The sequence below is a fragment of the Flavobacterium poyangense genome (genome assembly GCF_011751075.1).
In the GTDB taxonomy this organism is placed as follows: Bacteria; Bacteroidota; Bacteroidia; order Flavobacteriales; family Flavobacteriaceae; genus Flavobacterium; species Flavobacterium poyangense.
In genome coordinates, this window is the sequence record NZ_JAALLN010000005.1 from 141,703 (window position 1) to 156,876 (window position 15,174).

The following is a 15,174-nucleotide window of genomic DNA, read 5'->3' on the forward strand; positions in this document are numbered from 1 at the left end:
ATGAATGAAAAACAACTGCGGTACGTCGCAAAGTGTCAAAGCATTAAAAAGGGTTTTCTGACCCGATTGGTTCTGTTCACTGTTTTATTTTTTATCGGATTAATGGCAAAAGCCGAAAATGTTAACGCGGATAAAAGAGTAACTTTAAAAGTAGAGAATGAAAGTATAAAAAGTATTCTTCAAAAAATTGAAAAGCAGGTCGATGTACATTTTATGTATGAAGCCAATCAGATTAATACCAATCAAAAAGCAACTTTAAAACTAGACAATGTAACGCTGGAATATGCGTTGGATAAGATCTGTACCAGTTTTTTTCTGAAATATGAAAGAATCAGTAACAATATCGTAATTAAGAAAAATCAGAAAGTAAGCGATGCGGGACAGCATAAAATTACCGTATCAGGAACTGTTTTTGGCGGTGATGACGGAATGCCGTTACCCGGAGTAGAAATTAAAGATAAAGGTTCCAGTGCTGCCGTGGTAACTGATTTTGACGGAACTTTTACAATCCAAATCAATTCAGCTGAAGCTTTATTGGTGTTTTCTTATGTGGGATATATTACACAGGAAGTTAAGGTTACTGAGTCACGAAAAAATCTAAATATCAAATTGGCTGCCGATGTAAAACAATTGCAGGAAGTAGTGGTAATGGGATATGGAAGTGTAAAAAAGAAAGAAGTTCTGGGCGCTGTTGGCTCCGTTTCGATGAAAGAAACAGCAAGTAGAACCTACAATACCGCTGCAGATTTGCTTCAGGGAACGGTTGCAGGTGTTACGGTTATTAATAACGGAGGTGATCCTACAGGAGAGCCTACAATCAATATTCGCGGGATCGGTTCCTTAAATGCCGAAACCCCTTTGATTGTCTTGGACGGAATTATTTACAGTGGTTCATTAAACACTATTAACCCTAATGATATTGCTTCTATAAGTGTTTTGAAAGATGCGGCTTCAGCTGCTATTTATGGAGCAAGAGCGTCGGGAGGGGTGATTTTAATTACTTCTAAAAAAGGTACTTCTGAACACATTAATGTAAATGTAAATTATCAGGGTGGTTTTCAGAATGTAGCCAAAAAACTGAAAGTATTAAACGCAGCAGAATATGCCGATGCAATGAATACGGCCAGAGACAATGCGGGACTGCCAAGAATACCGGCTTTCGATCCTGCATTTGAGCCTACCGCGAGAATTACGAAGACGGATTGGATGGATGAAATTTTTCAGACAGGTGAAATTCAGGATTTATCTATTTCAGTAAATGGAAAGACAGAAAAATCCAACTTTTTTCTTTCGGGCAGCTACCGAAAAAATGAAGGAATATTGTTAAATACTTTTGCAAGACGTTATACAGCCCGTGCTAATTCTTCTTTCAAGTTGGCACCCAATTTCACAATAGGAGAGAATCTGACGTATTCGTTAACCGATGGTCAGAGCGCTAATACTTCAAGTGCTTATACCGGAGCGATTTTAGGAGCGATTTTATACCCTCCAAATGCAACTGTATACAGAGAAGACGGTTCCGGTGCTTTTGGTGGAGTTCCTGAAAAATACATCGGATCATATGGAGATGTTATCAATCCGGTAGCCTATTTAAAAAGGCTCGACAACAACAATCCGATTTCTACCATTTTGATCAATCCTTATGCGGAATGGGAAATTATTAAAGGCTTAAGAATCAAATCGAACTGGGGGTATACCAGAATTGAAAACGATTATAAAGATTTTACCGTAAAAATTACGGAACCGGGTAAGGTGTTTGACTTTAACAGATTAACCCAAAATAAAGCTACCACAACCGATTTATTGAGCGAGCAAACCCTTTCATACGATAAAACTTTTGGGAAACACAATTTTAAAGCTTTAGCCGGATACACCTACCAACAAACCAAAAAAGATTTTTATAATGTGCAAGGGACCGGTTTTGACAACGAAGATCCATCGCAACGTTATTTGCTGAACGCCAAATTAGTTCAGCAATTAGGAGCAGGAATGTCTGAAGAAATTATTTCTTCTTATGTGGGTAGATTAAATTATGATTTCAATCAAAAATACCTGTTCTCGGGAATTGTTCGTCGTGACGGAACTTCAAAATTGACTTCTGTGAATCGTTGGAGAGTATATCCTTCTGTATCTGCAGGTTGGTTAATTTCGGAAGAAAGGTTTATGAAAAGCATTAGTTCAACTGTAAACAGTTTAAAACTTCGTGCCAGCTGGGGACAGATTGGGAATTTAGGAAACTTGGGGCCTTATCAGTTTAGTGTACCATTAAACCAAACCTCAGCTTTAATCGGATCTACTCCGGTTATTAATTACGGTTATTCGGAAAACGAATTATCAAATCCGGGTTTAAAATGGGAAAGTTCAGAGCAAACCAACTTAGGTTTAGATTTTACTCTTTTTAACAATAGCCTTACAGGATCGATTGATGTTTATAAAAAAACAAACAAAGACATGTTGGTTCGTGACCAGTTACCGGGGGTATCCGGAACACCATTGGGACGTATCGTAAACTCGGGTGATGTAGAGAATAAAGGATTGGAAGCGAGTCTTACTTATCAAAAAACAAGAGGCGATTTTAAGTTTGATGTGACGGCAAATGCTGCATTTTTAGATAACAGAATCGTTTCGATCAAAGACGGTTTGACTTCTCTGGAACCTCTTAATCTGAGCAGAGTTCGTAGTTTGCCTTTAGCCAATATTTATCAGGTGGGAAGCCCTGTTGGCGCATTCTACGGCTATTCAACAGACGGCTTATTTCAAAGTAATGCAGAAGTGAAAGCCTATGTAAATGCAAGTGGTACGGTATATCAGCCAAATGCTGTTGCAGGAGATATTAAGTTTAAGGATGTGAATGGTGATGGTGTAATCAATAATAACGACAGGGTAGTGTTGGGGAATCCGTTTCCAAAAACAACATTCAGTTTAAATACCAACTTTAGGTATAAAGGATTTGACATGAATATCTTTTTAAGCGGTGCGGCAGGTAACAGTGTTTTTAATGCAGTAAAATATACAGGTTTAAATGGTTCTTTTCCGGGATATAATTTGTTGGCGGAATCTAAAAATGCTTGGTCACCACAGAATACCGGATCAAATATCCCGGTACTTTCGGCAACAGACAATAATAACAACTTCGGAAGAATCTCTGATTTTTATATTGAAGATGCCTCTTTCTTAAGATTAAAGAACGTTGCGATTGGATACACCATTAAAGACACCTGGTTGAACGGAAAAGCAAATCTAAGATTCTTTATTTCTGCTCAGAATCTGTTTACTATTACCAAATACTCAGGAATGGATCCGGAAGTAGGTCTTTCTAATTTCGGTATGGATTTAGGGAAATACCCACTTTCGAGAATTTATATGACGGGTATAAATGCTACTTTTTAAAAAACTTAAAACAAACAAAATGAAAAAAATATATATGCTATTGTTGAGTTTTACAATGCTGTTAGGTACAACAGCTTGTGAAAGTGAACTTGATCTGGTACCGCAAGGAGCTCCTTCGAGCGGAAATTTCTGGAAGACACCCGCAGATGCCAAAGCAGGAGTAAATGCTATTTATGCCTTGTATTCGGATGATAATATGTACGGACGCGGTTTTTTCTGGCTCAATAATGCCAGTGATGATATCGGAACCAAACCAAGACAAAATGCAGAACGTATCAAAAACTTTATTGTTGACGGATCAGAATCAGATACCAAAGACATTTGGAGACTTCACTATGAAGTGATGAAACGTTGTAACGATGTGCTTCGTAATATTCCAAATATTCCATTAGATGAAAAATCAAAAAAAATAATGTTGGGTGAAGCTTATTTTAATCATGCGGTAATGCATTTAGAATTGGCTTATCATTATGGTGATGATCGCGCGGGAATTCCTATTCAGGACAGAAACGATCCGACTAATGTATATGTGCCACGAACAAAAAATGTAGCAGAGAATTACGCTTACATTGCTGCCGATCTGGTTAAAGCCGCCGACTTATTGCCTTATTTTAATGAATTGACAACAGACAATTACGGACGTGCTCACAAAACAGCTGCATGGGCCTATTTGGTTCGTACGTATTTGTATGCCAAAGATTGGGACAATGCTATTAAGTATGCCAACATGGTAGTTAACAGTGGAAAGCATGCTTTGCTTCCTAATTTTGAAGATGTATTTAAAATCAAGAACAACTGGTCTTCAGAATACATTTGGTCTGTTACTTCAAGTGCTGAGAATACCTCGCTTGGATCAATCTTTCCAGGAGTTTGTCTGGAAGATAAAGGTTGGGGAGCTTATAATGGCTGGGGAAATTTCTACCCAACCAAAGAACTTTTTGATGCCTATGATCCTGCCGATAAACGTCGTAGTGCGACTATTTTACAAAAAGGAGATCAGTTTATGTATTTTGGTCAACTGGTAACTTTTAATGAAGGGAAATATGTGGTGAGTTCAAGCAACAGAACAGGCTATCAGTTTAAAAAGTATATGGAGCCGTTCGGTTATGCAAAAACAACTTCGGGAGCAATCGATATTCGTTATGTAAATGCAAATGGAGACAAACCGTCAACAGCATTAAATGTACCGCTTTTGCGTTATGCAGATGTGATTTTGATGCTGGCTGAGGCAAAACTAATGAAAGGACAAAGTGCCGATACCGAAATCAATATGATTCGTAAACGTGCCGGTCTTGGCATTATCTCCGGAGCCACAATGACCGATTTGAAAAGAGAAAGACGTTGTGAGTTAGCCGGAGAATGGACCGATCGTCATTTTGATCTGGTACGTTGGGGTGATGCTCAGGCCACTTATTCAAAACCGCTACACCATTATAACGGAACCGTGATTTATCCGGCACGTACTTTTAATCCGGCAATTCATCACGTATGGCCAATACCACCGGATGAGATTGCAGTAAGTAAAGGTGCTTTGTCTCAAAACAAAGGCTGGTAAAATAGTTTCATTTGTTTGTGTTTTGTTACGCTGTAGGCCTTTAACAGGTCTGCAGTCGTAAACAAAAGACAAATTTTTTATAGATTAATTACCCCATTGAGTGTAATTGTTTTTTAACACATAGAGACATAGCTCATTGGAGTCTGTAGAAAGTCGTTTTACTAGCGATACATACACATAGTCACGCTATTCAAAAAAAAACACCTTTTACCTTTTACCTTTTACAATTTACCTTTTACGGTTTACATTTTACATTTATCATCGCAAATATGAAAAAAATAAGCACCCTTTTTGGTTTCCTTTTTTGCCTTTTTTTGCAGGCACAGGAATACAGCTCTTCCAATATCCATTCGCATAATGATTATGCAAGTCCGCTTCCTTTTTATGAGGCATACGCTAATGAAACGGGTGTCATTGAAGCCGATGTTTTTTTAGTAAAAAATGATCTGATGGTGGCTCACACTTCAGAAGAAATTAAGTCCGGTAATTCGTTGCGTAATCTTTATTTGGAGCCTCTTTTATTGAAAATCAAATCGCTGGGTGGTAAAGCTTACAAAAGCGACAAACCTTTGTTACTGATGATCGATATAAAGTCGGAAGCAGTAGCAACGCTAAAAGTAATTGTGGAACAGTTAAAAATGTATCCTGATTTAATTGCAACCCCAAATTTTAAAGTTGTCATTTCAGGAAGCAGACCGGCTCCTTCAAAATGGAACGAGTACCCAACTTTTATTTATTTCGACGGAAGACCGAATGAAACCTATACAACGCAGGAATTGTCACGTGTAGAAATGATCAGTGAGGATTTGAAAGAGCTTACAGTTTGGAATGGAAAAGGTGTTCTGACTCAAACCGATTCGGAGAAAATACAAGCCCTGATCAAAAAAGTACACGCTCAGAATAAAAAAATCAGATTTTGGTCGACACAGGACAATGTAAATACGTGGATGACTTTAATAAATCTGCATGTAGATTATATTGCAACAGATAATACTTCGGCATTAACACAATTTATTAAAAACATTAAATCTACTTTTTACCAGAACACGGAATTCTATGAAACTTATGTTCCAAAAAATGGTGCTGTATTTCCTAAAAATAAACGTCCAAAGAATGTGATTCTCCTTATTGGTGACGGTATGGGACTGACTCAGATTTATGCCGGTTACACAGCAAATAAAGGGAGATTGAATATGTTTGCCATTCCCACAGCCGGATTTTCTATAACCAAAGCCTCCGATAGTTATATTACAGATTCGGCTGCCGGGGCAACTGCTATGGCTTCCGGACATAAAACCAATAACCGATTTATAGGAGTAGATGAAAAAGGGCAAACGTTAGAATCAATAGCAGAAAAATTAGTTAAGAAAAAGTATAAAACGGCTCTGATTTCGTGTGGTAATATTACTGATGCGACACCGGCTGCTTTTTATGCACATCAATCAGATCGTAGCTATAGCGAAGCAATTGCAGCTGATTTTTTATCCAATCCGGTTGATATTTTAATTGGTGGAGGAACAAATGAGTTCAGATCCCGAAAAGATGGTAAAAATCTTGTTATCGATTTGCAGAAAAAAGGCTATACGTTTTCGGATAAATTTAGTGCCTTAGATACAATCAATAACGATCGTTTTGTAGTATTGGATGACGCTTCAGTTGTTTCCAGAAAAAACGGAAGAGGTGATTTTCTAGCTAAATCATTGGCTAAAGCAACAAGCACTTTTTCTAAAGCATCAAACCCGTTTTTTATAATGGCCGAAGGAGCACAGATTGATTATGGCGGACATAGTAATAATGTGGAGTATGTGGTACGGGAGTTGTTAGACTTCGATCGTTTAGTCGGACAAGCGATGGAGTTTGTAGACAAAAATCCGGAAACATTACTAATTGTAACCGCAGATCACGAAACAGGCGGACTTTCCTTAATCGATGGCAGTATAGAAAAAGGATACGTACACGGAAGCTTCAGCACAAACGATCATACATCGGTAACGGTTCCCGTTTTTGCATACGGTCCCGGAGCTCAGAATTTTATGGGAGTATATCAAAATACGGAGATTTACAATAAAATAATGCAATTGCTTGAAACAAAATAAAACCTTGTTGCGGTATTTGATTGTAGGTTCGGAGAATTATTTAACACATAGGAACATAGATTTTAGAAATGTAGACTGTAAAATGTAGACTGTAAAATGTATATTGTAAAATGTATATTGTAAAAAGTAAAAAGTATTTTATCTAATAGCGTGACTATGTATATGTATATAGAGTGAAACGACTTTTTATAGACTCCAATGAGCTATGTTCCTATGTGTTAAAAAAATAACACACAGTATTAAGCATAACACAAAAAAACTTTGCGATTTTGCGTCTTCGCGAGAAATATTCTCACACAGATTTAGCAGATTTATTTTGGCTTGTTTTTATCTGAGTAGAAAAATCAAAAAAAATAGCGTGAAAAAAACACTGCGATTCTGCACGCCAGAGAAATCTTAATAGCAACAAGAACGCAAGTAATATTAATTAGCATGAATAAAACACTTTTAAGTCTAGTAATTTCACTAGGTTGTACGTTTTGTTTTGGACAACAAAAGAACACAGTTTCCGGATTTGTATTCGTTGACACAAATCAAAATGAGGTGCTTGATAAAGAGGAGGTTATATTGCCTAATGTTTTGGTTTCTAATGGAAAAGATATCGTAAAAACCAATGCAAAAGGAAAGTACAGCATTACAAAAATAGAAGGCAATACGGTGTTTGTAATTAAACCGGCAGGGTATATTTCTAAGAAAAACAAACAGAATAGCGTACAGTTTTATGTGCCTTTTGATCAAATAGAAAAGACCAAAAATTACAACTTCCCTTTAATTCCTAATGCAGAAAACACAGACTTAAAAGTGGTGCTGTTAGGAGACACGCAGGTCGATGTGATGGATGATATTCACCACGTAGGGAAATTGGTTACTGAAGAATTAATGGATCAGAAAATTGATTTTATAGTACCTCTTGGAGATCTGTCTTTCGATAATCGGACTATTTTTAAACCGTTATCAGAAACCTTGGGACTCATTGGAGCTCCCATTTTTTATACCATTGGCAATCATGATCTGAATTTTAAAGAAGCGACTTTTCAGGATCGTGATAAAAGTTTTGAAAGCATTTTTGGTCCTTCTTATTATGCATTTGAATACGGAAATAAATTGTTTTTGGTGCTTAACAATATTTACCCGGTAAATAATAAAGAATATGTCGGACGTCTTGATGAAACTCAGAAAGAGTTTATAACAAATCTTATTGCCGCAAAAAAGGGCAGTTTTGATTCGATACAGTTGTTTATGCACATTCCGCTGGAAGAAATGGAAGACAAAGATTGGATCATTAAATCTGTAGCCCCTTTTGATAAAGTCTTGATTAGTGCGGGGCATACCCACACTCAGTATCATAAATATTTTGAGCGTGAAGTCGGAGAACCCATACATGAACTGGTTGCCGGTGCCGTATGTGGTTCGTGGTGGCAAGGACCGCATGATATCGATCAGATTCCGTTTGCTTTAATGTATGACGGTACTCCAAAAGGCTATTGGACTGTAGGAATGAACACAGGCAATTATACCTATGATTACAAAGTTTCAGGAGCGCCCGCTACCAAACAAATGGACATCACAGTTCCCAAAAGCAACGAATGGGACACTGCATTAAATATTTTGAATGACAATTACATCTACGCCAACATATTTGCAGCCGACGAAACTACAAAAGTATATGTATCTTTCGACAAAGGAAATTGGACAGAAATGCTAAAGTACGAAGGCATTGCGCCCACTATTCAAAAACAGTATTATCTGCAAAGTCAGGGAAGATATGACAGCATGAAAATTTCTAAAGCTCCCAAACCGGAAGTGATCAGTACACATTTATGGAGATTAGCACAGCCCGGCAATCTATCGCCCGGAGCTCATAGTGTCAGAATAAAAGCTGTAGGGGAGAAGATCAATCTGGAAGCCCATGGCAATGCGGTGTTATGGGTAAAATAAGAACAGGGAATTTTTCTCACGCAGATTGAGCAGATTTATTTGGATTTTTTTTAACGCAATAACCAAACAAAATATCAGCTTAATCTGCTCAATCTACGTGAGTCAAAAAACTTCGCGAGAAATTTTCTCACGCAGATTTAGCAGATTTATTTGGTTTTTTTTAACGCAACAACCAAACAAAATATCAGCTTAATCTGCAAAATCTGCGAGAGCCAAAAAACTTTGCGCTTTTGCGACTTCGCGAGAAATTTTCTCACGCAGATTTAGCAGATTTATTTGGATTTTTTTATGCAACAACCAAGCAAAATATCGGCTTAATCTGCTTAATCTGCGTGAGTCAAAAAACTTTGTGTCTTCGTGATGCAACATATTTTTTTCATCTCTTTGTAACAAATTTTAAAAAGAGATTACTAATCTAGAGCTTTTCAATAGTAGCAATTGCTGAAAAGTTTATTACTGTAGACATAAAATATATAATTAAATTACTGTTCTTTGCATTTTACTACAGCACTGAAATCGGTAAAGTGATTCATTAGATTTTCAATTTGAAATGCTTACAATTTTATATTTTCAATTTTGAAGCACAATAAAATTGCCGTCAAACAGTTTAAGATTAGTTATCATATTTAATTTATGGACAATAGGAAGTTTATAGTAAGTCTGAAAAAAGGTAATGAAGCCTCCTTCAAAGAGGCTTATCTCGCTTATTACGATCGATTAGTGAGTATTGCTAAAAGATTTGATTTTAAACTTCTTACTCCTGAAGATTTTGTTCAGGAGACTTTCCTGAGACTATACGATAAAAGAGCCTTACTTCATGAGGATGTGCTGTTAGACAAACAGCTTTTTACCATTTGCAAAAATATTATCATTAACCATCTTAACAGAGAAAATAAGATTGTTCAGCTTAATCCATTAAAAGTTGAATTGGAAGATGAGGTTACAGAAACAGGAGATTTTGAGGAAAAAAGTGAAAAATTACAACTTTTCATAAATCAGCTTCCCGAACAGCAACAAAAAATATTTACTTTACACAAACTGGAAAACCTTAGCTATAAGGAGATTGCAGCGCTTACAGATCTTTCTGAGAAGACCATAGCCAATCATATTTATCTCGCCAGTAAATTTATTAGAAAAAAAATCGAAAACCATTAGGAACTTTTCTCTGTTCGTTTGTTATATATAAAAACGGATCATAGAAATGGATGTAGAGATTTACAAAACAGATGTCAGAACAAAAGAAGAAGCAAGCTATATAGTAGTATTGCTGCAATTTGTTATTTCTGATTGTATCATGAATTTTGATACGGAAGGTTCTGATACCATTTTAAGAATTGAAACCAACAGAGATATTAAGGAAATGGTTTATGGCGTTTTTAATAAACAAGGATATTATTGTCAGAAACTTTAACGCCCCAAAGATATGGATGAGAATAAACTGGAAGAAGAATTAAAAAAAATGTGGGAGGAAACCCCTGCCTCACATTCCGATAGTGCAAAAGAAGCTTCGTGGGAGCAATTCCAGGCGAAAGCTTTCCCTTCGAAACAACGAAAAATTAAACCTTGGTTCTATTACGCAGCGGCTGCGGCAGTTTTAGTTTTCTGTTTTATAGGAACTAAAATTTACACTGCTGACACTTACCTGCAAGGGGAGATTTTTATTGCTTCGACTGTGATTGAAAATCAAACTTCTAAAGTAAAAACAATTTTTTTACCGGATAGTTCAACAGTAGAATTAAAACCTGATTCAAAAATTAAATATGCCAATAATTTTGTAGAAAACAGGAAAGTTGAAGTGGGTGGAGAAGCTTATTTTAAAGTGAAAAAAGACAAAAAACATCCGTTTAGGGTCTTTTGCAACGAGACTACTACAACAGTTTTAGGAACTTCCTTTACGGTTAAGGGAGCTGCAAATAAAGAAGTTGTGGTCGAACTTTATGAGGGAAGCGTTCAGATGAATGTAAAAAACCAAAAAGAAAAATGGATATTGAAACCCGGTCAAAAGTTTACCTATAACAACAAGATTGTTGCTGTGACCGATTTCAATCGATTTGTGGATTTTGATAATGAAAAACTAGTGGCTCTCAGCACCTACATTGAGGCAAACTACGGTTACAAAATGATCATCCCAAAAGAATATGATAATCATAGCATTACCTTGAGAATCAATAAAAAAGAGAACTTAAAAACAATTATCCAATTAATCTCAGAAATGTATAACCTAAATTTTGTAATAAATGAAGAAGTAAAGCAGATTACTTTTCAATAGAAAAGAAAAGGATGCACTAGCCGCGAAACTACACATCCTCCCTTAGTACGGATAGCATAATGCTATTCCATTTAATAATTTCCAAAAATACAAATTTTTATGAAGCATATAATTACAGCATGCTTTTTTTTACTCAGTTTGAGTATGTTCTCCCAAAATGTGACGGTTACAGTAGATCAAACTGTAACATTAAAAGAATTGTTCAAGCAAATTGAGCAACAAACAGATTTTAAATTTGCCTTTACGGATCAAATAGATACCAGTCAAAAATATTTTGCAAAGAAAAACACTTATAAACAGATTGAAATTGAGAAGCTGATTGCAGAATTAAATAAGAATGCACAAATTCAATTTACAATTGTTGGGAATAATATTTTTGTAAAACACAAAGCCCCAAAAGCAACAGCAACAAAAAAAAAAAATAAGGTAACAGGTCAGGTTTTCGATGAAACCAATCAGTCTGTTATTGGAGCCAACGTTTTTGTTAAAGAACTCGAAACGGGTGTCATAACCGATAAAAACGGAAGGTTTGTCTTAGAAGTACCCAAAGGAAGTTATACCGTTTCGATCAGTTATTTGGGATACAGTATGAAAGAAAAACATATAACCGTTTCGGATGATGTTACAATTAATTTTAGTATAGCGTCTGACAGCCAGCAATTAGAGCAAGTAGTTGTAACGGGTACTAAAGCCGTAGATGTCAGAAATACACAGATGAGTGTCAACAGACTTTCGATGGAAGACATCAAAAGAATTCCGGTTGCGATGGGCGAACCGGATCCTTTAAAGTCGTTATTGACTTTACCGGGTGTGACCAATGCCGGTGATATGTCATCCGGTTTTAATGTCCGCGGAGGTGCTGCAGATCAGAACTTGATTCTTTTAGATGGTGCTCCGGTTTATGGAGACTCTCATATGTTTGGTTTTTTCTCCATTTTTAATGCCGACATCGTGAGTGCATTAGATTTGTACAAAGGAGGTATTTCGTCTAAATATGGAGGACGTGTTTCTTCTGTTCTTGATGTAGCCCAACAAACGGGAGATTTTGAAAACTATAAAGTAAATGGAGGAATTGGACTTATCTCGAGCCGACTCTTAGTGCAAGGACCTATAAAAAAAGAAAAAGGTTCCTTTATCGTGGCCGGACGTACTTCTTATGCCCATTTATTTATGAAACTGGCAGACAATAAAAACTCTGCAATGTTTTATGATTTTAATGCCAAGTTGAATTATCGTCTTAGTCCAAATAACACGCTTAGTTTCTCCGGATATTTAGGAAGTGATTTATTCGATTTGAATAAACGTTTTGCCAGTACCTACGGAAATGCCATGGGTATTTTAAGCTGGAAGCATAAATTTTCGGAGTCTTTGAATACTAATTTGTCTGTTCTTTACAGTGATTACAGATTTGATTTAACCATGACCGAGGAAAAGTTTGAATGGAACAGCAAAATCAGCAGTTACGGGCTTAAGTACAATTGGAATTATATTCAATCAGAAAAACTAAAACTCAACTACGGTATTGACGGTTTGTATTATGATTTTAATCCGGGTACTGTGAAACCTTCGGGTGCAGGTTCTCAGTTTAACTACAAACAACTGAATAAAAAATATGCCTTCGAAACCTCTGCTTATATCGATTTTGAGCATCAGATTACAGAGAAACTAAATCTTCGTTACGGACTTCGTTACAGTATGTTTTTACGATTGGGAGCAGAGGATATTAATATCTACCAGGATGGGAAAGCAGTAGTATATAATCCGTTGTATAATATTTACGAGGAAGGTACACCAATTGGAGTCAAATCTTATAAAAATGGACAGACCATTAGCAAGTTTGATAATTTAGAACCGCGTTTAGCGTTGTCATATGCTTTTAATGATGATAATTCGGTTAAAGCTAGTTACAACAGAATGGCGCAGTACATTCATATGTTATCCAATACACAGTCTCCGATGCCAATGAATGTCTGGACACCAAGTGGTCCTTTTACAAAACCTCAACTTTTGGATCAATATGCTGTTGGTTATTTTAGAAATTTTAAAGAAGGTGATTATTCTTTTGAAGGAGAGTTGTTTTACAAGAATATCCAAAATAGAATCGATTATATTGACGGGGCAGATGTAGTAGCAAACGATGATGTTGAACAGGTGATTCTAAACGGTAAAGCCAGAGCTTATGGTATGGAATTATTATTCCGCAAAAACAAAGGTAATTTCACCGGATGGGTTTCTTATACTTTGTCAAGAGCAGAACAAAAGACTCCCGGAAGAACTCCGAACGAACCGGGTATTGCCAATGGTGACTGGTATTTATCCGGATACGATAAGTTGCATAATTTAAACATTGTCGGAAACTATGATTTTAGTCCAAAATGGTCTTTTAATGCTAATTTTTCTTTGCGATCAGGTCAGCCGGTAACCTACGCGGGTAACTATTACAAGTTTGGAGAACTCAATGTACCTAATTACGGACTGAGAAACGAAAACAGGCTCCCACTGTACCACCACCTAGATATAGCTGCAAGTTACACCCCTAAACCGGACAAAAAGAAGGGATGGCAAAGCTACTGGGTATTTAGTATCTACAATCTCTATGGAAGAAAAAATGCCGCTTCTATGACGTTTACAACAAATGAAGATACAGGACTGAATGAAACCAAAAGACTGTCTATTTTCGGACTAGTGCCTAGTGTTTCTTATAATTTTAAATTTTAATGGTATGCAAAAAGTAATAAAGTATAATTTTAAAAGCAGAGCATTGGCTTTAGCAAGTAGTTTGATTGTTTTGTTTTTTTCTTCCTGTGAAGATGTGGTAAAACTTGATTTAAAAGAAGGAGCACCTAAGATCGTAATCGATGCGGAAATAATTTGGAAAAAAGGAACTACAGGAAACGAACAAACTATAAAAATTAGTAAAACAGCATCCTATTATAGTTCTGATACACCAAAAGTTTCAGGAGCACAGGTTAGGGTTGAAAATAGCAGCGGAACCAGTTTTACTTTTAACGAATCTGCTCCGGGAGTTTATGTATGTACTAATTTTGTTCCTGTTATCGGCATGGATTATGTGCTTCATGTACAGGCAGAAGGGCAAAGTTTTACCGCCGTAGAAAAGCTAACTTCTGTAACACCAATTAATAAAGTCGAGCAAAAGTATGTACCGGATATTACAGGTCCCGATTTATTGGTGGTAGGGATTTACTTTAATGACCCGGCCGCTCAGACCAATTATTACTTGACTGATTTTAAAAGCGATTTTCTAAAATTCCCTTTTTATGTTAATTCAGACGATGAGTTACTTAATGGTAATGAAATAAACATACAATTCGGAGATACAGATCTAAAACCCGGTAAAACCATCGATATTGTGAATCGCGGTATTTCTAAGAACTTTTTCAATTATATGAAGTTAATTCTGGAAGCCTCTGAAGGAAATCCTTTTGCTGTTCCACCGGGAAATATCAGAGGTAATATTGTGAATACCAAAGATGCTAATAATTATGCAATGGGTTATTTTAGACTTTGTGAAGCAGATACTGTTTCTTATTTAGTGAAATAAAAGTTTAGTCCTTAGTTAGGATTGATTTGTGATTACATCTGGCATATTCGTATTTATGTCAGATGTTTTTTTATTTAAAAGAAATTGTGTCTAGGATGTTTATAGAAAGCAAAGGCGCTTTTTTATGTTCCTGAAAAATCTCGCCAAGTCGCCAAGTTTTTTCTGCTTTTTTTTAAATTTGGTATGGTTTAGAAGTATTTTTTTCACGCAGATTTAGCAGATTTATTCAGATTACTTTTATCGCAATAACAAAACAAGAATATCAGCATAATCTGCTAAATCTGCGTGAGTAAAAAAAACTTTGCGACTTCGCGTCTTTGCGAGAAATACCACCATCACAACAAAAGCATAATTTTTTTGCGTG

General features: G+C 36.2%; 9 protein-coding genes. All 9 read left to right on the forward strand.

Annotated elements, in window-relative coordinates:
• The 9 genes from G3A47_RS11355 to G3A47_RS11400 all read left to right on the forward strand — a co-directional run bounded on the left by G3A47_RS11355 (window position 1) and on the right by G3A47_RS11400 (window position 14,810).
• A complete protein-coding gene (locus G3A47_RS11355) occupies window positions 1-3,390 on the forward strand; it encodes a SusC/RagA family TonB-linked outer membrane protein (protein ID WP_166922336.1) in 3,390 nt (1,129 codons plus the stop codon).
• 19 nt (window positions 3,391-3,409) lie between these two features.
• On the forward strand, window positions 3,410-4,945 hold the full coding sequence (locus G3A47_RS11360) for a RagB/SusD family nutrient uptake outer membrane protein (protein WP_166922338.1): 1,536 nt from the start codon (window positions 3,410-3,412) through the stop codon (window positions 4,943-4,945).
• 269 nt (window positions 4,946-5,214) lie between these two features.
• Window positions 5,215-7,041, forward strand: a complete 1,827-nt coding sequence (locus G3A47_RS11365; RefSeq protein WP_166922340.1) for an alkaline phosphatase — start codon at window positions 5,215-5,217, stop codon at window positions 7,039-7,041.
• A gap of 432 nt (window positions 7,042-7,473) precedes the next feature.
• Window positions 7,474-8,979: a calcineurin-like phosphoesterase C-terminal domain-containing protein gene (locus G3A47_RS11370; protein ID WP_166922341.1), complete on the forward strand. Its 1,506-nt coding sequence runs from the start codon at window positions 7,474-7,476 to the stop codon at window positions 8,977-8,979.
• A 633-nt stretch (window positions 8,980-9,612) separates the two neighbouring features.
• Window positions 9,613-10,134, forward strand: coding sequence for an RNA polymerase sigma factor (locus G3A47_RS11380; RefSeq protein WP_166922345.1), 522 nt, complete (start codon window positions 9,613-9,615; stop codon window positions 10,132-10,134).
• A 46-nt stretch (window positions 10,135-10,180) separates the two neighbouring features.
• Entirely contained in the window at window positions 10,181-10,390 is a 210-nt protein-coding gene (locus tag G3A47_RS11385; protein WP_166922347.1) for a C1 domain-containing protein, read from the forward strand.
• A 12-nt stretch (window positions 10,391-10,402) separates the two neighbouring features.
• Window positions 10,403-11,248 carry a FecR family protein gene (locus G3A47_RS11390; protein ID WP_166922349.1) on the forward strand — a complete coding sequence of 282 codons (846 nt, stop codon included), beginning with the start codon at window positions 10,403-10,405 and terminating at the stop codon, window positions 11,246-11,248.
• Window positions 11,249-11,347: 99 nt separating this feature from the next.
• A complete protein-coding gene (locus G3A47_RS11395; protein ID WP_166922355.1) occupies window positions 11,348-13,966 on the forward strand; it encodes a TonB-dependent receptor in 2,619 nt (872 codons plus the stop codon).
• A gap of 4 nt (window positions 13,967-13,970) precedes the next feature.
• Window positions 13,971-14,810 (forward strand): DUF4249 domain-containing protein, encoded by an 840-nt coding sequence (locus G3A47_RS11400; RefSeq protein ID WP_166922356.1) that lies wholly within the window; start codon window positions 13,971-13,973, stop codon window positions 14,808-14,810.
• The last annotated feature ends 364 nt before the right edge of the window (window positions 14,811-15,174 follow it).

Coding starts and splice junctions, on each gene's coding strand:
- G3A47_RS11355 (WP_166922336.1), top strand. CDS start 1: ATGAATGAAAAACAACTGCGGTACGTCGCAAAGTGTCAAAGCATTAAA.
- G3A47_RS11360 (WP_166922338.1), top strand. CDS start 3,410: ATGAAAAAAATATATATGCTATTGTTGAGTTTTACAATGCTGTTAGGT.
- G3A47_RS11365 (WP_166922340.1), top strand. CDS start 5,215: ATGAAAAAAATAAGCACCCTTTTTGGTTTCCTTTTTTGCCTTTTTTTG.
- G3A47_RS11370 (WP_166922341.1), top strand. CDS start 7,474: ATGAATAAAACACTTTTAAGTCTAGTAATTTCACTAGGTTGTACGTTT.
- G3A47_RS11380 (WP_166922345.1), top strand. CDS start 9,613: ATGGACAATAGGAAGTTTATAGTAAGTCTGAAAAAAGGTAATGAAGCC.
- G3A47_RS11385 (WP_166922347.1), top strand. CDS start 10,181: ATGGATGTAGAGATTTACAAAACAGATGTCAGAACAAAAGAAGAAGCA.
- G3A47_RS11390 (WP_166922349.1), top strand. CDS start 10,403: ATGGATGAGAATAAACTGGAAGAAGAATTAAAAAAAATGTGGGAGGAA.
- G3A47_RS11395 (WP_166922355.1), top strand. CDS start 11,348: ATGAAGCATATAATTACAGCATGCTTTTTTTTACTCAGTTTGAGTATG.
- G3A47_RS11400 (WP_166922356.1), top strand. CDS start 13,971: ATGCAAAAAGTAATAAAGTATAATTTTAAAAGCAGAGCATTGGCTTTA.